The sequence below is a fragment of the Rhizobium sp. FKL33 genome, assembly GCF_005222915.1.
Taxonomy (GTDB): domain Bacteria; phylum Pseudomonadota; class Alphaproteobacteria; order Rhizobiales; family Rhizobiaceae; genus Rhizobium_E.
In genome coordinates this window covers 49,950-73,664 of sequence record NZ_STFX01000022.1, presented here as the reverse complement: position 1 = coordinate 73,664, position 23,715 = coordinate 49,950, and the positions used below count along the sequence as shown (strand labels likewise).

Here is a 23,715-nt window from a genome sequence, read left to right as displayed (position 1 = left end):
ACGGCTCGACGGATGGCTGGCAGGGTGGGCTCAGGTGGCCCCTTGCGTCTTTGTCGCTTCTTTTTTTTCCCGCTTTGCAGTCTGCAATCTCTGGCGCTGGAGGAAAGTATAAGCGATCATCGTCATCAGAGCGTGCCGATGTAGCCCTTGCCATGATCGGCCTTCGAAGTGGTCGAGACCAAGCTCCTCTTTCATCTGCTGATGCGCCTGCTCGCAAACCCATCTCGCCTTGATGGCGGCCGCCAGTACTTTCAACGTCGCATCGACCGGCAGGTTGGACAGGTAGTATTTGCGCTCGTCGTTTGATCGCCATTCGCCAACCAGCCAGGCTTCTTCGCCCGGCATGTGCTGTTGTCCCTTGTCGAGAATACGCTGCGGCGTGCCGTCGGCGATCCGGATGCGCAATGCGGCAAACCGTGCCGTGAGGCGGCCTTTCGTGCCACGGCGCCAACTGACCTTCTTCCAGCTTGCAGACGCCAACATCGTTTCGGCGGAAACCGAAAGGGTGTCGGGGATCGGATGCTTACGCGGGCGACCATGTCCAGAGACGGGAAAGATCAATTCGACATCATGAGGATAGACCTTCTGATGCTTGGGGATGCCGACCGCCCAGGTGAGGCCACGTCCACTTAAACCCTGACGGAAGGCCGCAGACAAGCCGTAGCCTGCGTCAGCCAGCACTGCGCCAAACCGGATACCAGCGGCGATCAACCGATCGATCTCGGCAAGAGCGATCTCCGGCTTTGTGCGAGATGCCCGCATGGCATCGGGAACCCCGGCCTTGGCCATCCGGTCGGTGTCGCTGGTCCAGCTCTCAGGCAAATACAGACGTAAGCCAACCGGAACAGGCACCTCGTCTCGGGCAAGCGTCACCGAAACCAGCGTCTGGCAGTTTGCCCTCTTCCCCAGCATCGAAGCGTATTGCGGCGCGACTCCGACTGAGTGGTCGCCTTTCTTGGGAAGGCCCGTGTCATCGATCACCAGAAACGCATTGGACGCACCAACGATCCTGTCCGCCTGTCGCGCAAGCTCAGTCTCAAGAGGCGCTGCATCCCAAAGACCATCGGAAATGAAATGGTGAAGGCGGTCATATTGGCCGGGAGCAAGCCGCTCCGCCATGGGCTCGATACTCTTGCGGTCACCGGGACCGATCAGCCCAGACACATAGAGAGGGCACATCTGTCGCCGCTTCTTGTGCCCAAGCTTCTCCAGAAATGGCTGCAAAAATGCGGAAAGCTCAGTATCCCAATCTGACATGTTGCCCCCAACGGAAGAGAGCACAAATCATCTCAAATCAGCCTTGCCCCAATCTGCCAAAGTAGTGCTAGGCCGAAAACTCATAAACCGGCTTCTGCTTTGGGATTGATGATGATTCAAGGCTGCCATTGATTTGCGAGCTTTTTTGTTGCGCTTTATTCAGTGCTTTTTCAAAAGCCCCAGCCGAAATAGAGCAGGCCCGCATGCGCCCCCATCGACAGCGCATAACCGAGGGTGATGAGCAGGGTTTCGCGCGGCGACATGCTCGTCGCCGAAGGCACGAAAGAGCGGCGCATGAGGCCGGGCAGGCCGAGAATGGCGATCAGCACCGCCATGCGCGAATAGCCGAGCCAGACAAGAAGCAGCAGGCCGCCGAGCGCCAGCGCCATCATCACCTGTGTGAACCCGTCCTTCATGAAGCTCCGCACATATCCTTCCGCCACCTGTCCGCCGTCCAGCGGATAGATCGGCAAGAGGTTGATGGCGTTGAGGAGGCAGCTGAAATAGGCGACGCCTGCGATCCACGACAAGATCGGCGAATAATCGGTGGCGGTATAGACATAGACGAAGCAGAGGACCGACAGGGGGACGCAGATCGCCGGGCCGGCGAGCGCGGTGAAGGCGCGTTCGAACTCCGACCGATGCGGCGAGGCCGACACGGCCAGCCCGCCGAGGAACGGCAGCAGCATGATGCGATTGCCCTGCTTGCCCATGATCTGGAACGACAGGTAGTGACCATATTCGTGCACGAGGATGACCAGCGTCAATTGCAGCGCCGATTCGAAATCGAGCTGCACGACCATCAGCGCAAAGGCGAGCAGCGAGAGCCCGATTTCCATGGCGTAGTCGCGCGGATCGAAGGAGCCGAACAGCGGCTTGCGGCCGGCGCGGGCTTGCTGGCCGGCTCGGCCCGAGGGCGGGGCCGCGCGAGAGGGCGCTGTCGAATAATCCCGCTCCGCACGGACGAAGCTGCGCAACTGCCGCCAGGCGCCGACGATTGCTGAGACGACGCCGCCGATACGGGCGAAAAGCCGCTGTTCGACCGTGATGCGCGAGCCGGAGCCGGCAGGCTCGACGGTCCAGATCTCCACCGCTTCCCGGCCGGGCGCCGCATCGACGCCGTCGACCGAGACGACCTCGACGCCCAGGCTGCCCTGCGGCAGGCCTTCGAGCGGGCGGATGCGCAGCTGATGAACGTGGTTCGACTTGCCGATATAGACCGTGCGCCCGCCGTCGGGCGTCTCCACGATCGCCTCCACCGGCGCGAATGTGCCGCCGGTATTCTCCATCGCCGCCTGCAGCCGCGCGAGCGCGCTTTCCGGCGGCTCCGCCGACAGTCTGGAAAAGCGGATCAGTCTCATGCCGCGCCCGGTTTCCGACAGGAGTCGGTAAATCGCCAGCATCAAAAGGAGGAAGAGGATCTGGAGGATGAACTGCATGCGGTGGGGCGGCTTTCGGGACGGGAGCGGCTTTGCTCAAGCTGGTCTTCGATAGAGAGGAAAGAGCGATACGGCAAGCCGGCGTGCTTGCTCCGACTGCAAATCATCTATGCGCCACATCATTTGGTTGCAAATATTTGTTTGCTAAACTCTCTATCCTGTGTTTGACTATAGCATCGACCGCGCAGGCGTCGATGAGGATGGCATTTCGATCAATTCAATTTTTCTCATGCGTTTCGCCGAGCTGGCGGAGCGGCGCCTTTTCACGCGCCGTTTCGACTTGGCTTGCGCCGACGCGGCTTTTGGGGATGAGGTCAGCAAATGGACATACCGATGATTTTGGCTGCGACGACCGCGATCGGAACGGCCGCTTATGGACTGGTGGATTCGAGCAAAGCGTTCAAAGGCGGCGTGTCCAATATCGGCTATGGCTTCGTGGAGGAGGCGCTGCAGCCCTTCCGGTCGGCGCTGGAGTTGGTGAACAAAGATGCGCCGTTCGAACTGGCAAAGGCCAATTGGATCAACGGCATGAATGTCGCGGACCAGAAAATCGCAATCAAGGGTCTGATCAAGTTGGGGATCGCGCCCAGCACGGCTGCGGATCTCGCTGAGGCGGCGCCGGGCGTCAACCCGGCTTCACTATTGGCGATCTCGGCGAAGCTGGAGACTGGCGCTGCGCTTGACGATGCGGAACTGGCGCTGCTTGCCCGCTTAGAGGGCGTGATCGACGCGCGGCTCGATGCGGCTTTCGAACGGGCGGATCAGCGATACCGCAATTCCGCCAAAGTCATCGCCGCCGCCGTTGCGGTCGTCATTTCTGAGATTGGCGCATTTTCGGTGGTGACGGAGAGCGGACAAGGCGGGTTTCTCCTCTTCGTGCAAGCGTTCGGCATCGGCATTATTGCGGCGCCGCTGGCTCCGATCGCCAAGGATCTGACCAGTGCCATTACTGCCGCGTCCGCATCATTCAAAACTATCACGCGGTGAGCCGATGTCGCTGTTTCTCAATTTCAGGAAGCAGCCGGTCGGCGGCGGACTGTTGACGGAGCCTATGGTCCTGAGGACTGACGGATCTTTTCGCGCCTCCGTTCTCGACCTTTCTACGCTGCAGAGGCTGATTGCCGGGCGAAGTGTTCTCTTCGGGATTCATGGCTATAACAACAGCCAGGCCGAGGCCTTGTGCAAGCTCACGAGGCTTGAGCAGGCGCTGGAACTTCCTCAATCGGTCGCGTTTCTCGGCGTGCTTTGGCCGGGCGACTCCGTCGCCGGCTTCATCAGTTATCCCGTTGAAAAGCCGACCGCCTCGGCCACCGGACAGCGACTTGCCAAATTTTGTAACAAGCGCTTGTCGGGAATAGGAGAGACGTCGTTCCTCAGCCACAGTCTCGGCGCGCGGGTGGCGCTGGAAGCGGTGCGAGGTCTCCGGGGCAATACCCGAACCGTGATCCTGATGGCTGGCGCGATCGAGAGAACCTGCCTCGAAAAGGAGTATGCCAATTCTTTCGCAAAGGCTGAATCCGTACATGTGCTTGCGTCGCGCAAGGACACTGTTCTCCGATGGGCTTTCCCCGCCGGCAATTTCTTCGGGCAGTTGATCGATGGGACCGCATGGCCTCTATCGGCAGCCCTTGGTTACGCAGGTCCACCGAAGGCGATCGGAAAAACGCGTCCTCCCTGGATTATTGATGACAGTGAGGATTATGAACACGGCGACTATTTGCCGTCGGGAGAGAGGAAGGACGAATTTCCCGGCAGCGATAAAGAGGCGACATGGAGGAAGCCCGCAACCTATGTGCGTCGGGCGCTCGCGGGCAGTCCTCAGACATGGCCCTAAAAAGGAGACGCCCGCGCGCCGAGGCTGGCGCGCGGGCGTGCATTCCGACCCCAGGCGGAGGGATCAGAACAGGAAGTCGTCGACCGAGAGGTCCTTGATGTCGACATTCTTCAGCGTGAGCTCACCGTATTTGCCGCCGTCGATGACCACGTCTTTTCCGACCTGCTCGGCCGAATAGGTGATGAGGTCGTCGAAGCAGGGGAAATAGTTGACGTCCCTGAGGTCGATCACGTCGTGCTGTTCGCCGGTGGCGTTGAAGTCGGTGATGGTGTCATGGCCGAACCTGCCGTTGAATTCGAATACATCGGTATGCTTGCCGCCGGTCAGGCGGTCGTTGCCGGCGCCGCCGTCGAGAACATCGCCGCTACCGCCGCCGATCAGGGTGTCGTTGCCGGCCATGCCGCGGAAATAGTTGTCTTCATTGCCGCCGCGGATGACGTCGTTGTATTTGGTGCCGATGACGTTCTCGATGCTGATCAGCACGTCATAGGAGCCGTCGCCGCCATAGACGGTGGTCGCGCCGGACTTGTCGTCGATCTTGAACGTGAGGCCTGTGCCGATGCGGGAGAAATCGACGAGGTCGTAGCCGGCGTCACCGTTATAGGTGTCGTAGCCTCCGCTGGCGACGAAGTAATCGTGGCCCGCGCCGCCGCTCAGCACGTTGTCGGCCTTGTTGCCGACGAAGTAATCGTCGCCTGAACCGCCGATGATCTGCTCGATGCTCACCAGGGTGTCGCGATGGACGCCGTCGCCATAGACCTTGGTTTCGCCCTTGTCCTGCAGATTGATCGAGAGGCGGCCGCGATAAGTCGTGTAGTCGATGACGTCCCAGCCCTTGCCGCCGTTGATGTAGTCATCGCCGGCGCTGGCGCGGATGATGTCGTCGCCGGCCAGGCCGGTGATGACGTCGTCGCCATCGGCGCCATGGATGTCATCAGCGTTGTTGGTGCCCTTGATCCGCGCCATCTGGTCCTCCACTGGTCCAATCAGTTGTCGTGAGATCTATGTAAGCCAGGGCAGGCGGAGACGGAATGAAACGGGTCGGCAAGCGCCCGTTTCCACGAAATTAAGGATAACGTGTAGAGGTTTAAGCAATTTCCGGCGCAACCTCGCCGCCGGGTCTGTTCCGGAATGAAACGTCTCGATCAGGATGAGACAGCGCCGGGCGCGAAAAGGCCCGCCATCGCAGGAGGATGACGGGCCGAATCTGCCGGCGGTTGCGGCGAGAGGACAGGTCAGCGCTTATAGGCGCCGAGACCGGGACGATAGGTCTTGTCGTCGAGGAACTGCTTGAGCCCTTCGTCGCGGCCGCGGGTCTTGTCGAGGAACAGCATCTGCTCGAGCTTGGCGTAGATGTAATCGTCGGCGAGATCCCAGGGCAGATTGCGCACGCGCTTGAACGTGTCCTTGGCGGCTTTCAGCGTGACCGGGTTCTTTTCGAGCAGGCTGGCGCAGATGGCGCGGACGCGGGTTTCGAGATCGGCGAGCGGCACGGATTCGTTGACCAGACCCATGTCGCGCGCCTTCTGGCCGCCGAAGGTCTCGCCGGTCATGATGTAATAGAGCGAGTCGCGATGGTTCATCACCTCGGCGACGGCGCGGGTGACATTGCCGCCGGGCAGGATGCCCCAGTTGATTTCCGACAGGCCGAAGGTGGCTTCGTCGGCGGCGACGGCGAGATCGCAGGAGACCAGTGGCGTGAACGCGCCGCCGAAGCACCAGCCGTTGACCATGGCGATGGTCGGCTTTTCGAAATACATCAGCCGGCCCCACCAGCCGCCCGACTGGCGGCGGGATTTCAGCGTCACGTCGCGTCCCTTGCCGTCATTGTCGCGGAAATATTCCTTGAGGTCCATGCCGGCCGACCAGGACGAGCCCGCGCCGCGCAGCACCAGCACGCCGCAGCGATCGTCGCCTTCGAGATCGTCCAGCACTTCGAGCATGCGCTTGTTGAGAGCCGGGCTCATGGCGTTGCGTTTTTCCGGGCGGTTCAGGGTGACGAAGGCGATGCCGTTGTCGAAGTCGACGAGCACCGGGCCGTCGGCGGGATAGGTCTTTTCCATGTTTGTCTCCTCATGATGGCGGGCGGCGGCAGCTTCAGGCCTCTGTTCCGCGGGTTTGCTTGAGCACATGTTTCTGGGCCTTGCCGGAGGCCGTGCGGGGTATGGCTTCGATGAAGCGCAGTTGCGAAGGTCGCTTGAAGGCTGCGAGTTTCTCGGCGCAATAGGCGGAGAGTTCGTCGGCGGTCAGCGTTGCGTCGCGGCTGACGACATAGGCGACGCCGGTTTCGCCCCATTTGGGATCGGCGACGCCGATGACCGCCACGTCGCCGACTTTGGGATGGGCGGCGAGCACGGCCTCGACTTCGGCCGGATAGACGTTTTCTCCGCCGGAGATGTACATGTCTTTCAGACGATCGGGCACATAGATCGCTCCGCTTTCTGTCCGCTGGCCGAGATCGCCGGTTCGGTACCAGCCGTCGACAAAGGCCTTTTCGGTTTCCTGCGGCTTGTTCCAATAGCCAGGCGTGACGGACGGGCCGCGCAACCAGATCTCGCCAGCCTCTCCGGCCGGAGCGTCTGCGCCATCGGGGCCGACCAGACGGATTTCAATCAGCGGCGCGGGATAGCCCACCGCGCCGGGATGGGCTGCGACCGCCTGCTTGTCGAGCGGCATGTGGATGGCCGTTCCCGCCTCGCTCATGCCGTAGCCGTTGACCAGCGCGACGCCGTCTTGCAGGAACAGGTCGATCAACTGCTTGGACAGCGGCGCGCCGCCGATGAAGATGGCCTTGAGGCGGGCGAGCTTGGCGGCGTCGTAGGATGGATCCTTGCGCAGCGCCGCCGCCATTTGCGGCACAGCGAAGTAATGGCTGACGCCGAGCGTTTCGTCGCCGAGGCAGGTAAGCGTGCGCTCCGGCAGGAAGCGATCCGAGATCACCAGAGTCCCGCCGAGCGCGATGGTCGTGCGGGAGATGGCGCAAAGCCCGATCGTGTGGAAGAAGGGCAGGTCGCACAGGGCGACGCTGTCGCCGCCGACATCGCCGACGGCGGCGAAATTCAAAGACGCGCAGAGCGCATTGGCCGCTGTGATCACCACGCCCTTCGGCGCGCCCGTCGTGCCCGAGGTGTACAGCATGATGGCCGGCGTTTCGCCGGGATAGGCGACATGCGGGACAGGATGCGTGGAGGCGAGGCGGGTTTCGAAGCCGTTCGCGCCTTCGAGCGGCATCACGTGACGGTCAGGCGAGGCGGCGAATGACGCGGCGGCGCTTGCAAATTCATCCGCATAGAGAACGAGCGCAGGCGCGCAGTCCTCAACAATCGCGCACAGTTCCGCAGCGCCGAGCCGCCAGTTGAGCGGCGTGAACACCGCGCCGATCCGCTGGCAGCCGAAGGATATAGCGAGTTGCAGAAGGGAATTTCGTCCGATGACGGCGATGCGCGGTTGGGCGTCCGCCGTCGATATCATGCTCTGGATCAGTCCGCCCGCGCGGGCGGCCAGTGCGTCCAGTTGCGCATAGGTGACGGTGCGTCGCGTCGTCAATTCCACGGCTGCGCGTTTATCCGGAACCTGGCGAGCGCGGCACGCCAACGGGTCTTCAATACGCAATCCTGCGGCGCCAGTCGGCTGCTGCGTGGTCATGCTGATCCTCCCTTGATCGCCTCTCCAGGGCGATCATTTGTATGTAATACATACTATAGAATTTTTAGCCCTGCGCAAGTGGTGATTTTTGCGCTAGTAACGGAAACAGGACGACCTGAAATGGCAAGGGGGAAATGTGCCTGAAGACACGATCGAACACGGAGATTGGGAGAAGGGCGGCGCGCTCGCAATCGGACAGCTGGACACGCTGATCGGCTTTCACTTGAGGTTGGCAAGCAGCGCCATCTATCAGGATTTCATGAATGAAATGAGCGAATTGGCTCTGACGCCCAAACAGTTCTCCGTCCTTGAGCTGATCGCCGCCAATCCCGGCGTCAGCCAGATCGACATTGCCGGACGGCTCGGCATGGACCGCGCGACCATGATGGCGCTGACCAATCGGCTGGAATCGCGCGGCTTCGTGGAGCGCGCGCCGTCCCGGATCGACCGGCGTCGTCAGGAGTTGCGGCTCACCCCTGAAGGCAAGGCTGTTCTTTGCGAGGCGCGGAAACGGATCAGCGAGCACGAACGCCGCTTTCTCGACCGTTTCTCCGACAGCGAGAAGCAGCAGTTTTTCGACCTCCTCAAGCGGGTTTACGCCGGACGGACAATCGCCGCGCCCGAATGAGGATCAAATCCGCTGAATCATCAGATCATCGATTTTCGTTTGAACTGTCCGACCTGCTTCGCCACTCTCCCAGAAGATGACAATAGGGGAACCATGATGAGCGAACGTCACACCGGAGCCTGTCTGTGCGGAGCCGTGACCTATGAGGTTGATGGGCCGATGCGAGAGGTGGTTTTCTGCCATTGCGGCCAATGCCGGCGCCAGACCGGTCTCTATTACGCCTCCACGGCGGCCGATGATGACGATCTCACCATTTCCGGCGAGGACAACATCACATGGTACGCCTCCAGCGACAAGGGACGGCGCGGCTTCTGCAAGCTCTGCGGTTCGGCGCTGTTCTGGCGCTACGAGGGCGCCGATTACACCTCGATCCAGGCGGGCAGCGTCGACATGCCGAGCCGATTGACTCCGGGTTCGCACATCTTCTGCGCCGACAAGGGCGATTTCTACGAAATCCTCGACGATCTGCCGCAATATCCGAAGAGTTCGACAAGTCTGCTGACCAACAGCGATTAATTGGTGATGATGAAGAGCCCCGGCGCCGGGGCTCTTCGCGTTTCGATGATCAGAACGTGCGCTGGAAGCGGACCATGCCGTTCCACTGATCGGCATCGACGACCGCGTTGTCCCACTTGGTGTAGGTCACTTCCGGCTGGATCAGCAGGCCGGAAACCGGGTTCCACTTGACGTTCGCGGCAGCGGCGAAGGTCTTGTTGTCGGTGCCGGAAACCTGGACATTGGCGGCGAGATCGTCGGCGAATTTGTAGCCGACGCCGCCCCAGGCGGCCCAATCGCCCCAGCTGACATAACCGTCGCCGGGCGCATAGGCGTGGATCTTGTCGCCGTCGGTGTTCCAGGCGCCCATCACGAAGACCGAGAGGCCGCCGAACTTGCCGTCGACGCGGCCCTTGATCGCGCCGGCGTCGGCGGTGTCGTCATAGCCGCCGACCACGGCAACGCCGAACGTGTCAGCGGAATAGCTCACGCCGCCGATGAAGTTCGGAACGTAGTCATTGCCGTTCGGATCGGCGTAGGCGGTGTTGTCGTCGGCTTCCGCGCCGATCGACGCCTTCAGGCCGCCGGCCTGATAGGTGTAGCTGATCTGGTTGATTTCCTTCAGGCCATACTTGATGACGTCGTCATTGGCGACATCGCCGGCATAGTTGGTGAAGGTCGTATAGAGCGAGTCAGCGAGACCGACCTGGAAGCCGGCGAGCGAGATGTTCGCCGCGATCAGCTTGGTGGTGGTGTGCGTGCCGTCGTTATAGGTGCCGGCGAATTCGAAGCGCGAGATGAACTTGGTCTTCAGAGCGCCGTATTCCGTGTCCGACGCCGTGTCCATGTAAATTTCGGCGCGGGTCAGGGAGTTCCAGCCGTTGTCGCTGTCGGCCTTGTAGGAATCGGCGGCCTTCAGATCGAAGCGGATGCGACCGCCGACCTTCAGGCAGGTTTCCGTGCCGGGGATGTAAAAATAGCCGGTGCCATAGGCGTCGCAGACTTTGACATATTCCATGGGCTCAGGTTCGGCAGCCACAACAGCGTCGGCGGCCTGGGCTGCGGAGCCGATGGCGAGCGCCGCGGCGGATGCGAGAAGAAGGGTCTTCATGGTCAAAATGACCTCCAGTCAGTCAGATGATAGGAGCCGGCCCTGCGCCGGCTGGTTGTTCGAAAAAGGGCCCCTCCAAACCCGATTTCATCTGCTGCACTACGCCCGCATTTTTGCGCGCAAATAACAAACCCCGTCACATTGAGCAAAATAGTGGGAGTGGTGTTTAATTAGCACACTTAGGAAACTGTCACTTCTCCAGACCCGCGCGCATCTCGGCGATTTCGCCGCGCAGTTCGCGTAGTTCCTTGAGCACTTCGAGATCGATCTTCTGATGGAGGGCCAGCACCTCGATCTCGGCCTTGAGATTAATCTCGTAATCTTTCGCCGCCATGAAGCGGTCGCGTTCGGCCTGGCGGTTCTGGCTCATCATGATGATCGGGGCCTGGATGGCGGCGAGCATCGACAGCATGAGATTGAGGAAGATGAACGGGTAGGGGTCGATCGCATCCGTGGTCAACAGCACGGTGTTGAGCAATGCCCAGAACATGAGGAAAGCAAAGAAGCACAGGATAAAGCTCCAGGATCCGCCAATCCGGGCAATCTGGTCAGCCAGCCTGTCGCCGAAATCCGAGCCTGACAGGAACTCCTCATTGGCGTTGCTCGACACCGCACGGCGTTCGCGGGCCCGCTTGATCACTTTCTTTTCCGAGGCGTTCAGCTCGTCCGCGCTCTTGCCGAGCGCGCTTTTTTCGAGGTCCGTCAACATGTCACGATCTCCGGGTTATCGGCTCACATTCTACAAATTCCTCGTGAAAACAACGGGAACTTGCGCCTGCCGCCTCGCGTCATGGACATGACCGGCGTTTATGCTAAGACCTGATGACGGAAAGAGAGAATGGGCATTATGACGGACACGCTTCGGATCGCGATCGCGCAACTCAATCCCACCGTTGGCGACATTGGCGGCAATCTCGCCAAGGCGCGCGACGCCTTGGCCGACGCGGCGCGGCAGGGCGCCGATATCCTGCTTCTGACGGAGTTGTTTATTTCGGGCTATCCGCCCGAGGATCTCGTGCTGAAGCCTGCTTTCCTGAAGAACTGCCTGCGCGCCGTCGAGCAACTGGCGGAGGACACGCAAGCGGACGGCCCGGCCGTCATCATCGGTTTTCCCCGCCAAAGCGAGGCAGGGCGGCACAATTCCGTGGCGGTGCTCGAATCCGGTCGAATCACGGCCATTCGCGACAAGGTCGACCTGCCGAATTACGGCGAATTCGACGAGAAGCGCGTCTTCGTCGCCGGCGGCGAGCCTGAGCCGGTGATCATCAAGGGCGTCAAGGTCGGCATTCCGATCTGCGAGGATATCTGGGGCTCGCTCGGGGTGACCGACACGCTGGCCGCCAAAGGCGCCGAGATCCTGCTACATCCCAACGGTTCGCCCTATTATCGCGGCAAGATGGCGGTGCGTCACAAGCTCGTCAAAGCCCAGGTCGCGAAGACCAGGTTGCCGCTGATCTACGCCAATCAGCTGGGCGGACAGGATGAACTGGTGTTCGACGGCGCGAGTTTCGCCGTCAATCCCGATCTCTCCGTCGCTTTCCAGATGGCGGAATTCGAAGACGCGGTGGTGACCACCACCTGGAAACGTCGGGATGGCGGTTGGACCTGTTCCGAAGGACCGATGTCGCCGCTTCCGGAAAAGGAAGAGGCCGATTATCGCGCCTGCATGATCGGCTTCCGCGACTATGTGAACAAGAACGGGTTCAAGAATGTCGTGCTCGGTCTGTCCGGCGGCATCGACTCGGCCATCTGCGCGGCGATTGCGGTCGACGCCCTCGGCGAAGACCGCGTTCGCACGGTGATGCTGCCCTACCGCTACACCTCCGCCGATTCGCTGACGGACGCCGCAGACTGCGCCAAGGCGCTCGGCTGCCATTACGACATCGTGCCGATCGAGGAGCCGGTGCAGGGTTTTCTCTCGGCGCTGTCCGACCTGTTCGAAGGGACGGAAGAAGGCATCACCGAAGAGAATTTGCAGAGCCGCGCGCGCGGGATGATCCTGATGGCGATCTCCAACAAATTCGGCTCGATGGTGGTGACCACCGGCAACAAGTCGGAAATGTCGGTTGGTTATTGCACGCTTTATGGCGACATGAACGGCGGCTTCAATCCGATCAAGGATCTCTACAAGATGCAGGTCTACGCCCTGTCGCGGTGGCGCAACGCGCATGTGCCGCCCGGCGCGCTCGGCCCATCCGGGGAGGTCATTCCGCACAACATCATCGACAAGGCGCCGTCGGCCGAATTGCGTCCCAACCAGACCGACCAGGATTCGCTGCCGCCCTATCCCGTGCTCGACGATATCCTCGAATGCCTGGTCGAGCAGGAAATGGGCACCGAGGAGATCATCGCCCGCGGCCATGACGCAGCCACCGTGCATCGGGTCGAGCATCTGCTCTATCTCGCCGAATACAAGCGCCGCCAGTCGGCGCCGGGTGTGAAGATCACCAAGAAGAACTTCGGCCGCGACCGCCGCTATCCCATCACCAACCGGTTCCGCGACCGGGGGTGATGCAGACCTGAGCCGGTCAGGCCGCCGAAGCGCCGGATCGGTCTTTACCCCTGCCGTCGGTCGTGTTTTCATGATCCTAAGCATTGGGTGGAGAGGCGGCATGAAATTCGGACCAGTCCCGGTCGATCAGGCGGAAGGAGCACTGCTTGCGCATTCGCTGAGAGCAGAAGGGGTGTCTCTGCCCAAGGGGCGACGGCTTACATCCGAAGATGTCGGCCTGCTTGCCTCATGCGGAATCGCGGATGCGATCGTGGTTCGTCTGGAGCCGGGCGACATCGAGGAGGATGAGGCCGCCCGAATGATCGCCGAGGCCATCCCATGCGACAATCTCACCTTTTCTCCGGCCTCCACCGGCCGCGTCAATGTGTTTGCCGCCAGCAATGGTCTTTTCTGCGCCGACCGCAGCGTCGTGGATCGGATCAACCGCATTGATCCTGCGGTGACTCTCGCCTGTCTTCGCGATCACTCCGATGTGAAGGCGGGCGACATGGTCGCGACCATCAAGATCATTCCGCTGGCTGCGCCGGGGGCGGCGGTGTCCGCCGCCGTCGACATTCTGGCGCAGGCGCGGCCGTTCGCGGTGAAGCCCTACAGCGCCCTTAAGGTCGGGCTGGTTGCGACCCAGCTGCCGTCGCTGAAGCCATCGGTGATGGACAAGACGGCGCAACTTCTCAAGGTCCGGCTTTCGACGTCCAACAGCACGCTGGTGCGTGAGCTCCGCGTGGCGCATCGCGCCGAGGCCGTGGAAGACGCAATCGTGTCGCTGTTGCCAGATCACGATCTCGTCGTGGTGTTCGGCGCCTCCGCCATGACCGATTTCGACGACGTCATTCCCGCCGCGATCCGGCTTGCGGGCGGCACGGTGATCCAGGCGGGCTTGCCGGTCGATCCCGGCAATCTGCTGGTGTTCGGTGAAATCGACGGCAAGCCGGTGGTCGGCGCGCCGGGCTGCGCGCGCAGCCCCAAGGAAAACGCCTTCGACTGGGTGCTGTCGCGGGTGATGGCCGGCGAATGGCCGACCGTCCATGAGATGACGGGCTGGGGCGTGGGAGGCCTGCTGATGGAAATACCGACCCGGCCCAGGCCGCGACTTGGCGAAATCCGATCCGAGGGTCTGCGGGTGGAGGCGGTGATCCTCGCGGCCGGGCAGGGGCGGCGCATGGGGCCGGAGGGCAAGCACAAGCTTCTCGCTCTGTTCGGCGGCGAAACGCTGGCGCGGCGAAGCGCGAGAACGGCCAAGGAAGCGGGCTTCGAAAGGCCGTTGGTGGTGACCGGCCACCGCGCCGGCGAGATCGAGGCGGCGATCGACGGTCTCGATTGCCGCACCGTGTTCAATCCCGCTTACGAAGAGGGCATGGCCTCTTCTCTCCGCGCCGGCCTCTCTGCCGCCGAAGGAGCGGATGGCCTGCTCGTTCTGCTCGCGGATATGCCCGCCCTTACTTCGGCGGATATCGCCCAGCTTACCCGGGCCTTTGTCGAAGCAGGCGGAACCTCCATCGTCCGGGCGGTGTCGAACGGCAAGCGCGGCAATCCGGTGATCCTGCCGAAAGCGGTTTTTCCGGCGGTGATGAGGCTGGAGGGCGATATTGGCGCGCGGCCGATCATCGAAAAGAGCGGGTTGCCTGTCATCGACGTCGAGATCGGCCCGGCGGCCCATCTCGACACGGATACGCCCGAGGCGATCATCGCTGCAGGTGGTGTTCTCGGTGCATAAACTGTAATAAACTTGACAGTTTAATTCATGATATGCCATCTGCTGATAGTCGGCCGCGGGGGCCGATGAAGCAGTCGCCAGCCAGTCGCTCATGCGGCCAGCCAGGACTTTCGATCGCATGGGGTGTATCGTGGGTTTGAAGCGCTTGGCCGCCATGTTCATGGCCGGAACCGCTGTGTTTGTGTTGTCGTCGACTGCTGAAGTTTGGGCGCAGGATGCGATCGACGCGCAGCCTCAGGAGACCACGAGCGACGGCGTGACCAAGCTCAAACGCATCGTCATTTCCTCCCAGCCGGGCGAAGGCGAGATCACCGATTCAGCGGCGCCGGTCTCGCAGATCACCGCCGAGGATTTCCAGGAGCGCTATAACGGCAACATCAATACGGCGCTCAGGACCAAGGCGGGCACTTTCACCCGTGAAGGCGCCGAACAGCCCGGCGTCGTCGTCAATATTCGCGGCATGCAGGGCATGGGCCGCGTCAACACCATGATCGACGGCGTGCCGCAGACCTTCCGCAATCTCTCCGGCCATGGCGGCAGCTTCGACAATATGGCCTATGTCGATCCCAACATGCTGGCCGGCGCCGAGATTTCGCGCGGCGCGGTCTCTGGCGCCGAAGGCCTCGGCACCTTGTCGGGTTCGGCCAATCTCCGCACCGTCGGCATCGACGACGTCTTGCTGGAGGGCAAGGACGAAGGCCTGATGACCACATTGCGGACAGGAACCAACGGCTATTATTTCTCGCGCCTGACAGCGGCGGGCATTCGCCGAGACGTCGGCGACGGCGGCGACTTTTCGGTCATGGGCGCTGTGTCGGGCAGCAATTTCGGCAATTACAAGAATGGCGACGGCCAGGACTATCCCTATGACGCTTCCCAACAGCCGCGCTCGGCGCTGATGAAGGTCAAGATCGCCCCCGACGACACCCAGTCGCTCGATCTTGGCGGCGTCTATTACAAGAACGCCTTCGACGTCGGCAGCGCCGGCTATCGCTGGCATATCGAAAACCAGACCTATTCGGCGAAATACGCCTATACGCCAGGGGACAACCTGATCGACTTGCGCGTCAACGCCTACGCCAATTTCGCCGACGTCAAGATGGATTCGCTGACCGGAAGCGGCGAGTTCGACGGACGCGACGGTCGCGATACGGGTCTTGGATTCGATATCAGCAACACCAGCCTGTGGGACGTGTCGGACGAGACCGAGGTGAAGTTCAACTATGGCGCGGCGCTCAATTCCGACGAATACAAGGGCAATGAGAATAGTGGGGCCAATCCGGACGGCAAACTGATCAAGAGCGGGGCCTTCAGCGAAGCGACCCTGACGCATGGCATGTTCGGCCTGACGACAGGGCTGCGCTACGATTACTACAGCCTGAGCGGCGTCGCTTCGGGCGAAGCGGACGACTGCGCCAACGGCTATTGCGGCGGCGACGAGATCGACCGCTCCGGCGGCAAGTGGAACCCCAAGATCGGCGGAACTTTCGCCCCGACCGATTGGTCGCAGTTCTACGCCACCTACGCGCACACGATGCGGCCGCCGACGACGTCGGAACTGTTCTACCCCGGCGGGCACAATTTCGACGGGATCGGCGACCCGATCAACAACAATCCCAATCTCGTGCCGGAAGAGCAGAAGGGCATCGATATCGGCGTCAACCTGATGGGCGAGGGCCTGTTGAGCTCGACCGACAAGGGCCATCTCAAGATCGGCTATTTCTACAACCGCATCGAGAACTACATCACCTATGGCTATGACAGCAACAACGACGCCAAATGGGTCAATCTCGACGGCGAAACGATCATGCAGGGCGTCGAACTCGAAGGCGGCTATGACACCGGCCGCGTCTACGCCAATTTCTCGCTGACCATCGCCGACACCGATCAGCCGATCGGCGTGGCCGCCGGTTTCGGCAATGACGTCGGCACGCTGCCGGATGATTTCGGTTCACTCGATATCGGCGCCCGCTTCCTCGAGGAGAAAGCGACGATCGGCGGGCGCGTCCGCTATGTGGGCGAGAGTTTCCAGGCGTATATGAACGAAGAGCAGAGCATCGAACGGCCGTCCTACACGCTGTTCGACGTTTACGGCTCTTATAAAGTCAGCAAGCATTTCGAGACCTTCTTCACGGTCGAAAACCTGTTCGACAAGGCCTATTGGACCGCCAACACCGGCACCGGCGACATCCTGAGCGGCATCACCAATGGTCGCGGACGGACGATCATGGTGGGGGCGACGACGCGGTTCTGAGGGGACGATCTTGACGCTCCTCCATCCTCCGCCGATAGTCCTCTCGGCGGAGGATCGAAAGCATTATGGACGTCGATGATATCCAGGATCTGTTTAGGGCTGTCGGCCCGGTGTCGATCCGCCGCATGTTCGGCGGCAAGGGCATCTATGCGGACGGCATGATCATCGCCATCGACCTGTTCGACGGCATCATGCTGAAGGGCGACAAGGACGCCGGACGTCTCTACGAGGAGGCGGGATCGTCGCAATGGACCTATACGCACAACAAGTCCGGCAAGCCGGTCGCCATGCCCTATTGGCCTATTCCGGGCGGCGCCTATGACGATCCGGACGAGGCGGCGCATTGGGTCAGGATCGCCTATGACGCCGCGCGGCGACTGGCGTGAGGCGCCCGGTTTCGCAGAGTTTTTTTAAGGCGATGCGACGTTTCCCATAGTCCTGTCAATTTGAACCTCGACGGGGTCGACGAGTATCCTCCTGAAAAACAGGGAGACGCGCCATGGCCATCGCTTACGCCTTTGTCGGCTTTGATATTACGAAGATCGACTATCACAGCATCACGACAGCATCGGAATTCACGACGACGAAAACTGAATTCGCCGCCTATTACGCCAATGGCTACGAAGAACATTTCGGCGGAAAGAACCTTACCTATGATGCGGACGGCCGTCTGACCGGCGGAACAGTGACGACCTACGAAGCCAAGTTCGGCGGCACGGCATTTTATATGGAGTTCAGTGTCGCGGCGACCAAGATCCAGACTGCCATCGACACGGTCTCCACGAAAGACGACATGACGCTGATGGCGACGATCTTCAGGGGCAAGGACTGGCTCTACGGCTCGGAAGACGATGATGTCTTGAAGGCCTTCGGCGGCAATGACAAGATCGATGGACATGAAGGCGACGACGTGCTCAGCGGCGGCGCAGGCAAAGATCTATTCGTGTTTTCGAAGTATCACGACAAGGATGAGATTACCGACTTCGAAGCGCGCGACGCCCATTCCGGCCACGATCGCATCGATCTGCGGGATTCTGGGAAAAACTACACTTTTGCAGACATCAAGACGATGATGTCACAGGATGGCGACGACGTCGTGATCGATTTCGGCAAAGCCGAACTTACGCTCGACGATGTGAAACTTTCGCAGATTGGAAAGAGCGACTTCCTGTTCTGACCCCTAGGTCGCGATAGGGCTCGCCTAAAAGCGAGCCCTTCAGGTTTTGGGGATGACGGCGCTCAACATCCCTACCGCGTCCGCCGCGAAGCGCGACAGCGGCGACGGCAGGTCGTCGAAAGCGAACCAGCCGAATTCCGGGAGTTTCTCGGGTTCCGTCACCCGCGCCTCGCCCGAAAAATCGACGGCGCGGTAGATCAACGACAGCCAGTGCTGTCTTTCATTCTCGAAAATCTGTTCTGAAAGACCGAGGAATTCGATCGTGCGGATCGACAGTCCGCTCTCCTCCTCGGCTTCGCGACGCGCCGCCTCGATGGCGGCTTCCATATGATCGATCTTGCCGCCGACGATATTCCAGTGTCCGGCCTCGGGCGGCCGAACGCGGCGATACAGAAGGATCTTGTCGTCGCGGACAATGGCGAGGCCGACGCCGACGCCGGGGAAATCCTCGCCGGGCCGCATCTTACTTGATGGCGGCGGAGATCATCATGAAAGCGGGGATGTCGTCGCCGAAGCCCACCGGCGTCGGACCATCGTCGCGGTCCTGGTAACGGCGGCGACGATTGTCGTCATTGGCCGGATAGGGACGCTCGTCACGATAATCGCGCTTGGGGGCCTGGGTGGTCTTTGCCATGGGTGTTTCCGCTTTCTTCGAGGCCATGTCGATCACAGCGCCCTTATCGGCTTTTTCGGTGTCCGTTTTATGACTTGCGGCTTCGCGCTCGCGCGGTGCCCGCGAACCGTCACGGTCGCGACCACGGCCCTTGTCGCGGCCGCCGCGGCGGTCGGACGACTTGCGCTCTTCGCTTTCTTCGCGTTCGGGCAGCGCCGAGAGGTCGCCGCCGTGCCATTCGATCTCTTCGTTGATCAATTTCTTGATCGCGTCGAGATGCTTGGCGTCGCGCTTGGTGATCAGCATGAAGGCGGCGCCGGAGCGGCCGGCGCGGCCCGTGCGGCCGATGCGGTGGACATAGTCTTCCGCATGGATCGGCACGTCGAAATTGAAGACGTGGCTGACATCGGGAATGTCGAGGCCGCGCGCGGCGACATCCGAGGCCACCAGGAATTTCAGGTTGTTTTCCTTGAAATTATGCAGCGTGGTCGTGCGCGAGCGCTGGTCCATGTCGCCATGCAGCGCGCCGACGGAGAAGCCGTGCCGCTCCATGGAGCGGAAAAGGTCGGCGACGTCCTTCTTGCGGTTGCAGAAGATGATGCCGTTCTTGATGTCGGCTTCGACTTCGCGAATGATGTTGCGCAGCGTGGCGCGCTTTTCCCAATCCTGGCTGTGGCTGGCGACGAGGCGCTGCGTCACCGTTTTGGCGGTGGAGGAGGGCTTGGCGACCTCGATCCGCTCGGGATTCTGCAGGAAGGCGTCAGCCAGCTTCTGGATTTCCGGCGGCATGGTGGCCGAGAAGAACAGCGTCTGGCGGGTGAAGGGGATCATCTTGGCGATGCGCTCGATATCGGGGATGAAGCCCATGTCGAGCATGCGGTCGGCTTCGTCGATCACCAGGATCTCGACGCCGGTCATCAAGAGCTTACCGCGTTCGCAATGGTCGAGCAGGCGGCCGGGCGTGCAGATCAGCACATCGGCGCCGCGCTCCAGCTTGCGGTCCTGATCCTCGAAGGACACGCCGCCGATCAGCAGCGCGACGTTCAATTTGTGGTTCTTGCCGTATTTTTCGAAGTTTTCGGCCACCTGGGCCGCCAATTCGCGGGTCGGCTCGAGAATCAGCGTGCGCGGCATGCGGGCGCGGGCGCGACCCTTTTCCAGCAGCGTCAGCATCGGCAGCACGAAGGATGCCGTCTTGCCGGTTCCTGTCTGGGCGATGCCGAGAATATCACGCCGTTGAAGGGCGAACGGGATGGCTCCAGCCTGAATAGGTGTAGGGATCGTGTAGCCCGAATCCGTGACTGCGGAGAGGACTTTTTGGCTGAGGCCGAGATCTTCAAAGGTTGTCAATGGAAATGACTTTTCCGTTGTTGGTGTTCATTTACCAGGGAATCTGTCCAGCACTGCTGGATAAGCTGCGCGGGACATAATCGTTAACGACCAGCAAGTCAAGAAAATCACGGTCTTGGAGCCGATTAGGCTTAATGGCGGGGCAATTTCATCGCGCTGCGATGGCGATGGCCCCGGTTCCGATCATCACGGAGCCCGCGGCGCGATTGACGCGCCGGGCGAAGACCGGCGACGTCATCAGCCGCCGTCCTTTCTGGGCGATGAGAAGATGGCCGGCAATGACCACCGCCTCGACCGCAAGGATGACGAGCGCGAGCTCTACGGCCAGCATGGGACCAATCTCCGCGCCGACGACATTGGGCAGAAGCGCGATATAGAACAGCGGCATCTTGGGATTACCGAGATTGAGCAAGACGCCGGTCGCATAGGCTGGAAGGAGACCGCGATCGCGGCTGCGTTCGGCAAGATCCGTGGCGTCGGGCTTGGCGGTCCAGAGACGGATTCCCGTCCAGATCAGCCAGACGGCGCCGGCATAGCGGAGGATGGTCATGACGACGCCCATCTCGCTCGCGATCACCGAGAGGCCGAACACCGCCGCCGCGAGAAAGATCAGAATGCCCGTCACTGTGCCCAAACCATAGGCGAGGCCGGACGCCCAGCCATGCGACACGGTGCGGGCCATGATGGTGAGATTGTCGGGGCCGGGGCTGGCGGCGAAGACGAAAAAGGCGAGAGCGAAGGCGATGAGGGTGGCGACATCCATGGGCTGGGCTCCTGTGCTGCGATCGCAATGCAAGAGCCGCGCCAGGCGCTCGCTCAGCGTATATAGGTGTCGAGCTTCATGCCGGCGTTGAGGAAACGCAAGGGGTCGACGGCGCGGCCGTTGCGGCGCACCTCGTAATGCAGATGCGGGCCGGTGGAGCGGCCGGTGGAGCCCGAAAGCGCGATGACGTCGCCATCGGCGATCTTTTGACCCTTCTCGACGAGCACGCGGGAAAGATGGCCATAGCGGGTGGTGACGCCATTGCCATGATCGATCTCGACCATGATGCCGTAGCCGCCTGCGGGGCCAGCGGCGATCACCGTGCCTGCGCCGGTCGCAAACACCTTGCCGCCGGTCTTCTGGCGGAAATCGATGCCGGCATGCATGGCGAGCTTGCCGAAGAAGGGATCGATGCGATTGCCGAACAGCGAGGTGATTTCGCGGCCCGGGGCTGGATTGGCGAAGGGCAGGGTCTCGGCATAGGATTTTACGCGCTCGAACTTCTGCAGCGCCAGGTCGAGGTCGCTCAGCGAATCCTCGAACATGTCGCCGGTTTCGGGCGGGACATAGGGACCGCCTATGGCGGTGTCCGAGGACGCATTGGTCGAGGCGACGTCGTGCGGCAGGCGGAAGCCGGTATTGACCAGGATCGACTGGATCTTGTCGGCGCGATCGCGGGCGTCGGCCGCCAGCGACTGGATATGCGCCAATTGCTGGCGTTCGATCGACTTCAGCGACAGCGTCACCTTGGTGAACAGTCGGTCGGCGCGATCGGCGATGTCATTGTCGCCGTTCTGGGGAACGAAGGAGGCGGCTTTTTCAGGCGTGTGCGCCAGCCGCTCGCGCGACAGCAGGGTCTTGAACGAAGAGAGCGGCGAGAAGGACGAATGTTCTTCTTCCGGCACAAAGGCGTTGACGGGCGCGGCGTCGGGCGGCGTGGCGTCGAGGCCCGCGCCTTCGGCGCGCTGCAGCACGTCGCCGATCTTGCCCTGGCGGGAGCTCAGCGCCATCTGCTGTTCGAGAAGCTTTTCGACCTTGTTTTCAACCACCTGCTGGTCGAGCAACTGACGGGAGGTGATGCGGTCGACCTGGGCGCGGAGGGCGGCGATCCGGTCTTCGTAATCATGTTGCATGCGGGCCTGGCGCGCCATGGCGGCCCCCATCAGGTCGTCGCGCAGCACGAGATAGGCGGTCGCGCCGAGATAGCCGAGCGACAGGCAGGCGACGCCGGCAGCGGCAAGCGCCGTCATCCACGGACGGATCGTCATATGACGCACCTTCTCGCCGCTGGCGAGAATCAGCAGATGCTGCTGCCGTCTCCGTCCGAATGTTCTGCTTGCCCCGTCCGCCACGCTTCTAGACCTCGTCGCTTGAAGCTGGTCGATGCCCGCTTCGACGTTCCCCTGAATCCCGTGCGGCGATTAGAATTTATTAGGGTTAACGAAGGGTTAATTTCACCCCGTCACTCCTTAAAATCCCGAGGCTGTCAGGCGTTTCCGAGCGGGGAGAGCGCCCGGTAGAAGCTCGGCGTCAGGCCGGCGGCGGCGCGGGCGAGATCGTTGAACGGCGGCTTCAATCCGCCACGGAAATTCTCCCGCACCAGCGCCTGGAAAGCGGCGGCGGGATCCTTCCTTTCGCGGGCGCAGAGGAAGCGGAACCATTTGGCCCCGACGGCGACATGGCCCTTCTCGTCCTCGTAGATCACGTCGAAGACTTTCGCGCTGTCTTCGTCGCCGAGTTCGCGCAGCGAGTCGCGCATGGACGGCGTCACGTCGAGGCCGCGCGCTTCGAGAATGAGCGGCACGACGGCGAGCCGCGCCCTCAACGAGTTGCGGGTGGAATGCGCCGCTTCCCAAAGGCCGTCATGAGCGGGCAGGTCGCCATAGTCCGCGCCCAGCTGCCGCAGCCTGTCGCGGACCATCAGGAAATGCTTGGCCTCCTCGAAGGCCACCATCATCCAGCCGTCGAAGAAGGAGCGCGGCACGGATTGGTCGGCGAAACGGGCGACGATATCCAGCGCCAGATCCACGGCGTTGAGTTCGATATGACAGATCGCGTGCAGCAGCGCGATGCGCCCATGCGCCGTATGCAGCGAGCGCTTCTTCATCTTGTTCGGCGGCACGAGCGCGGGCTTTTCCGGCCGGCCGGGCCTCACGGGCAGCGGCGGATCGAGCGGCGAGCGCAAGGAGAGCGACCGCGCTGTCCACAGCCGATGCGTCTCGCGCGCCAGCGCCATCTTGCGGTCGAGATCGGCCTCGACGACGCCGGCTATGGCGCCGCCGCGCAGGCTCTCGATGGGAAATTCTTCTGTCATGGGAATCGGATGTCCGCAAAAGCTCACAGTCCGATTCCACTTATTAAAGCGACTTCACCGCTTCAAGAACTTCCTCGGCGTGACCGGCCACTTTGACCTTGGGCCAGACCTTGAGAATGACGCCGTCGGCGCCGATCAGCACCGTGGTGCGCTCCACGCCCATATACTTCTTGCCATACATGCTCTTTTCGGCCCAGACGCCATAGGCGGCGAGCGTCTCGGTGCTTTCGTCCGAGGCGAGAATGACGCCGAGAGAGTGTTTCTTGCAAAAATTGTCGTGCTTTTTCACGCTGTCCGGCGACATGCCGATCACCACGGCGCCGGCCGCTTCGAATTCCGGCAAAAGACGGGTGAAATCGATGGCCTCGATCGTGCAGCCCTCGGTATTGTCCTTGGGGTAGAAATACAGCACCACTTTCTTGCCGGAATGTTCGGCGAGGGACACGCTGCCGCCGCCGTCTCGCGGCAGCGTGAATTGCGGGGCTTTGTCACCGGCTTTGAGTTCGGCCATGGCGTTTATCGAGCCTTTCTCAGCATCTACGCTGTGCAAATCATTCAATTGAGATAAGAGCGGTTCGTCGGAATCGCGACATCGTATATACGATGTTC

Annotated in this window: 22 protein-coding genes; 9 read left to right on the top strand and 13 right to left on the bottom strand. The window is 61.6% G+C overall.

Going from position 1 to position 23,715, the window contains the following annotated elements:
- Positions 1 to 30: 30 nt before the first annotated feature.
- Together E8Q41_RS14395 and E8Q41_RS14390 are read right to left on the bottom strand one after the other, a co-directional pair.
- Positions 31 to 1,257 carry an IS701 family transposase gene (locus tag E8Q41_RS14395; protein WP_137156239.1) on the bottom strand — a complete coding sequence of 409 codons (1,227 nt, stop codon included), beginning with the start codon at positions 1,255 to 1,257 and terminating at the stop codon, positions 31 to 33.
- A gap of 170 nt (positions 1,258 to 1,427) precedes the next feature.
- Entirely contained in the window at positions 1,428 to 2,696 is a 1,269-nt protein-coding gene (locus E8Q41_RS14390; RefSeq protein ID WP_137156238.1) for a M50 family metallopeptidase, read from the bottom strand.
- 321 nt (positions 2,697 to 3,017) lie between these two features.
- Between E8Q41_RS14390 and E8Q41_RS14385 the strand changes: the two genes are divergently transcribed.
- A complete protein-coding gene (locus E8Q41_RS14385) occupies positions 3,018 to 3,683 on the top strand; it encodes a hypothetical protein (RefSeq protein WP_137156237.1) in 666 nt (221 codons plus the stop codon).
- 4 nt (positions 3,684 to 3,687) lie between these two features.
- Positions 3,688 to 4,530: an alpha/beta hydrolase gene (locus E8Q41_RS14380; RefSeq protein ID WP_137156236.1), complete on the top strand. Its 843-nt coding sequence runs from the start codon at positions 3,688 to 3,690 to the stop codon at positions 4,528 to 4,530.
- A gap of 63 nt (positions 4,531 to 4,593) precedes the next feature.
- Here the strand turns inward: E8Q41_RS14380 and E8Q41_RS14375 are convergent, their stop codons facing one another.
- The 3 genes from E8Q41_RS14375 to E8Q41_RS14365 all read right to left on the bottom strand — a co-directional run bounded on the left by E8Q41_RS14375 (position 4,594) and on the right by E8Q41_RS14365 (position 8,175).
- Positions 4,594 to 5,496: a M10 family metallopeptidase C-terminal domain-containing protein gene (locus E8Q41_RS14375; RefSeq protein ID WP_137156235.1), complete on the bottom strand. Its 903-nt coding sequence runs from the start codon at positions 5,494 to 5,496 to the stop codon at positions 4,594 to 4,596.
- Positions 5,497 to 5,765: 269 nt separating this feature from the next.
- The gene (locus tag E8Q41_RS14370) at positions 5,766 to 6,593 is read right to left on the bottom strand and encodes a p-hydroxycinnamoyl CoA hydratase/lyase (RefSeq protein ID WP_137156234.1); all 828 of its coding nucleotides are present in this window, start codon (positions 6,591 to 6,593) and stop codon (positions 5,766 to 5,768) included.
- Positions 6,594 to 6,627: 34 nt separating this feature from the next.
- Positions 6,628 to 8,175: an AMP-binding protein gene (locus E8Q41_RS14365; RefSeq protein ID WP_137156233.1), complete on the bottom strand. Its 1,548-nt coding sequence runs from the start codon at positions 8,173 to 8,175 to the stop codon at positions 6,628 to 6,630.
- A 136-nt stretch (positions 8,176 to 8,311) separates the two neighbouring features.
- On the opposite strand from E8Q41_RS14365, the gene E8Q41_RS14360 reads away from it, so the two are divergent.
- Positions 8,312 to 8,803: a MarR family transcriptional regulator gene (locus E8Q41_RS14360; RefSeq protein WP_246660192.1), complete on the top strand. Its 492-nt coding sequence runs from the start codon at positions 8,312 to 8,314 to the stop codon at positions 8,801 to 8,803.
- A 96-nt stretch (positions 8,804 to 8,899) separates the two neighbouring features.
- Positions 8,900 to 9,319 (top strand): GFA family protein, encoded by a 420-nt coding sequence (locus tag E8Q41_RS14355; protein WP_137156232.1) that lies wholly within the window; start codon positions 8,900 to 8,902, stop codon positions 9,317 to 9,319.
- A 49-nt stretch (positions 9,320 to 9,368) separates the two neighbouring features.
- Here the strand turns inward: E8Q41_RS14355 and E8Q41_RS14350 are convergent, their stop codons facing one another.
- Together E8Q41_RS14350 and E8Q41_RS14345 are read right to left on the bottom strand one after the other, a co-directional pair.
- Positions 9,369 to 10,415, bottom strand: a complete 1,047-nt coding sequence (locus tag E8Q41_RS14350; RefSeq protein ID WP_137156231.1) for a porin — start codon at positions 10,413 to 10,415, stop codon at positions 9,369 to 9,371.
- Between the two features lie 184 nt (positions 10,416 to 10,599).
- Entirely contained in the window at positions 10,600 to 11,118 is a 519-nt protein-coding gene (locus E8Q41_RS14345; protein ID WP_137156230.1) for a DUF1003 domain-containing protein, read from the bottom strand.
- Positions 11,119 to 11,247: 129 nt separating this feature from the next.
- Between E8Q41_RS14345 and E8Q41_RS14340 the strand changes: the two genes are divergently transcribed.
- From E8Q41_RS14340 to E8Q41_RS14320, 5 genes are all read left to right on the top strand, one after another.
- On the top strand, positions 11,248 to 12,921 hold the full coding sequence (locus tag E8Q41_RS14340; protein ID WP_137156229.1) for an NAD+ synthase: 1,674 nt from the start codon (positions 11,248 to 11,250) through the stop codon (positions 12,919 to 12,921).
- A 100-nt stretch (positions 12,922 to 13,021) separates the two neighbouring features.
- Positions 13,022 to 14,635, top strand: coding sequence for a molybdopterin-binding/glycosyltransferase family 2 protein (locus E8Q41_RS14335; protein ID WP_137156228.1), 1,614 nt, complete (start codon positions 13,022 to 13,024; stop codon positions 14,633 to 14,635).
- A 130-nt stretch (positions 14,636 to 14,765) separates the two neighbouring features.
- Positions 14,766 to 16,889 carry a TonB-dependent receptor gene (locus E8Q41_RS14330; protein ID WP_170976483.1) on the top strand — a complete coding sequence of 708 codons (2,124 nt, stop codon included), beginning with the start codon at positions 14,766 to 14,768 and terminating at the stop codon, positions 16,887 to 16,889.
- 65 nt (positions 16,890 to 16,954) lie between these two features.
- Positions 16,955 to 17,275 carry a TfoX/Sxy family protein gene (locus E8Q41_RS14325; protein ID WP_137156226.1) on the top strand — a complete coding sequence of 107 codons (321 nt, stop codon included), beginning with the start codon at positions 16,955 to 16,957 and terminating at the stop codon, positions 17,273 to 17,275.
- Positions 17,276 to 17,388: 113 nt separating this feature from the next.
- On the top strand, positions 17,389 to 18,066 hold the full coding sequence (locus tag E8Q41_RS14320) for a hypothetical protein (protein WP_137156225.1): 678 nt from the start codon (positions 17,389 to 17,391) through the stop codon (positions 18,064 to 18,066).
- Positions 18,067 to 18,105: 39 nt separating this feature from the next.
- Here E8Q41_RS14320 and E8Q41_RS14315 read toward each other — a convergent pair whose 3' ends face one another.
- The 6 genes from E8Q41_RS14315 to bcp form a co-directional block, all read right to left on the bottom strand.
- Positions 18,106 to 18,528 carry an NUDIX domain-containing protein gene (locus tag E8Q41_RS14315; RefSeq protein WP_137156224.1) on the bottom strand — a complete coding sequence of 141 codons (423 nt, stop codon included), beginning with the start codon at positions 18,526 to 18,528 and terminating at the stop codon, positions 18,106 to 18,108.
- 1 nt (position 18,529) lies between these two features.
- Entirely contained in the window at positions 18,530 to 20,029 is a 1,500-nt protein-coding gene (locus E8Q41_RS14310) for a DEAD/DEAH box helicase (RefSeq protein ID WP_137156223.1), read from the bottom strand.
- A gap of 148 nt (positions 20,030 to 20,177) precedes the next feature.
- Positions 20,178 to 20,792, bottom strand: coding sequence for a LysE family translocator (locus E8Q41_RS14305; protein WP_137156222.1), 615 nt, complete (start codon positions 20,790 to 20,792; stop codon positions 20,178 to 20,180).
- A 53-nt stretch (positions 20,793 to 20,845) separates the two neighbouring features.
- Positions 20,846 to 22,144 carry a M23 family metallopeptidase gene (locus E8Q41_RS14300; RefSeq protein ID WP_246660191.1) on the bottom strand — a complete coding sequence of 433 codons (1,299 nt, stop codon included), beginning with the start codon at positions 22,142 to 22,144 and terminating at the stop codon, positions 20,846 to 20,848.
- Between the two features lie 134 nt (positions 22,145 to 22,278).
- Positions 22,279 to 23,106, bottom strand: a complete 828-nt coding sequence (locus tag E8Q41_RS14295) for a ferritin-like domain-containing protein (RefSeq protein WP_137156220.1) — start codon at positions 23,104 to 23,106, stop codon at positions 22,279 to 22,281.
- A gap of 43 nt (positions 23,107 to 23,149) precedes the next feature.
- Complete coding sequence (gene bcp / locus E8Q41_RS14290; protein WP_137156219.1) at positions 23,150 to 23,617, bottom strand: thioredoxin-dependent thiol peroxidase; 468 nt, start codon at positions 23,615 to 23,617, stop codon at positions 23,150 to 23,152.
- Between the last annotated feature and the right edge of the window lie 98 nt (positions 23,618 to 23,715).

What these genes read in the sequence shown, in the direction of transcription:
- E8Q41_RS14345 (WP_137156230.1), bottom strand. Translation starts at nt 11,118, where the DNA reads ATGTTGACGGACCTCGAAAAAAGCGCGCTCGGCAAGAGCGCGGACGAG.
- E8Q41_RS14395 (WP_137156239.1), bottom strand. Translation starts at nt 1,257, where the DNA reads ATGTCAGATTGGGATACTGAGCTTTCCGCATTTTTGCAGCCATTTCTG.
- E8Q41_RS14375 (WP_137156235.1), bottom strand. Translation starts at nt 5,496, where the DNA reads ATGGCGCGGATCAAGGGCACCAACAACGCTGATGACATCCATGGCGCC.
- E8Q41_RS14320 (WP_137156225.1), top strand. Translation starts at nt 17,389, where the DNA reads ATGGCCATCGCTTACGCCTTTGTCGGCTTTGATATTACGAAGATCGAC.
- E8Q41_RS14305 (WP_137156222.1), bottom strand. Translation starts at nt 20,792, where the DNA reads ATGGATGTCGCCACCCTCATCGCCTTCGCTCTCGCCTTTTTCGTCTTC.
- E8Q41_RS14335 (WP_137156228.1), top strand. Translation starts at nt 13,022, where the DNA reads ATGAAATTCGGACCAGTCCCGGTCGATCAGGCGGAAGGAGCACTGCTT.
- E8Q41_RS14370 (WP_137156234.1), bottom strand. Translation starts at nt 6,593, where the DNA reads ATGGAAAAGACCTATCCCGCCGACGGCCCGGTGCTCGTCGACTTCGAC.
- E8Q41_RS14380 (WP_137156236.1), top strand. Translation starts at nt 3,688, where the DNA reads ATGTCGCTGTTTCTCAATTTCAGGAAGCAGCCGGTCGGCGGCGGACTG.
- E8Q41_RS14325 (WP_137156226.1), top strand. Translation starts at nt 16,955, where the DNA reads ATGGACGTCGATGATATCCAGGATCTGTTTAGGGCTGTCGGCCCGGTG.
- E8Q41_RS14385 (WP_137156237.1), top strand. Translation starts at nt 3,018, where the DNA reads ATGGACATACCGATGATTTTGGCTGCGACGACCGCGATCGGAACGGCC.
- E8Q41_RS14340 (WP_137156229.1), top strand. Translation starts at nt 11,248, where the DNA reads ATGGGCATTATGACGGACACGCTTCGGATCGCGATCGCGCAACTCAAT.
- E8Q41_RS14365 (WP_137156233.1), bottom strand. Translation starts at nt 8,175, where the DNA reads ATGACCACGCAGCAGCCGACTGGCGCCGCAGGATTGCGTATTGAAGAC.
- bcp (WP_137156219.1), bottom strand. Translation starts at nt 23,617, where the DNA reads ATGGCCGAACTCAAAGCCGGTGACAAAGCCCCGCAATTCACGCTGCCG.
- E8Q41_RS14315 (WP_137156224.1), bottom strand. Translation starts at nt 18,528, where the DNA reads ATGCGGCCCGGCGAGGATTTCCCCGGCGTCGGCGTCGGCCTCGCCATT.
- E8Q41_RS14355 (WP_137156232.1), top strand. Translation starts at nt 8,900, where the DNA reads ATGAGCGAACGTCACACCGGAGCCTGTCTGTGCGGAGCCGTGACCTAT.
- E8Q41_RS14390 (WP_137156238.1), bottom strand. Translation starts at nt 2,696, where the DNA reads ATGCAGTTCATCCTCCAGATCCTCTTCCTCCTTTTGATGCTGGCGATT.
- E8Q41_RS14295 (WP_137156220.1), bottom strand. Translation starts at nt 23,106, where the DNA reads ATGACAGAAGAATTTCCCATCGAGAGCCTGCGCGGCGGCGCCATAGCC.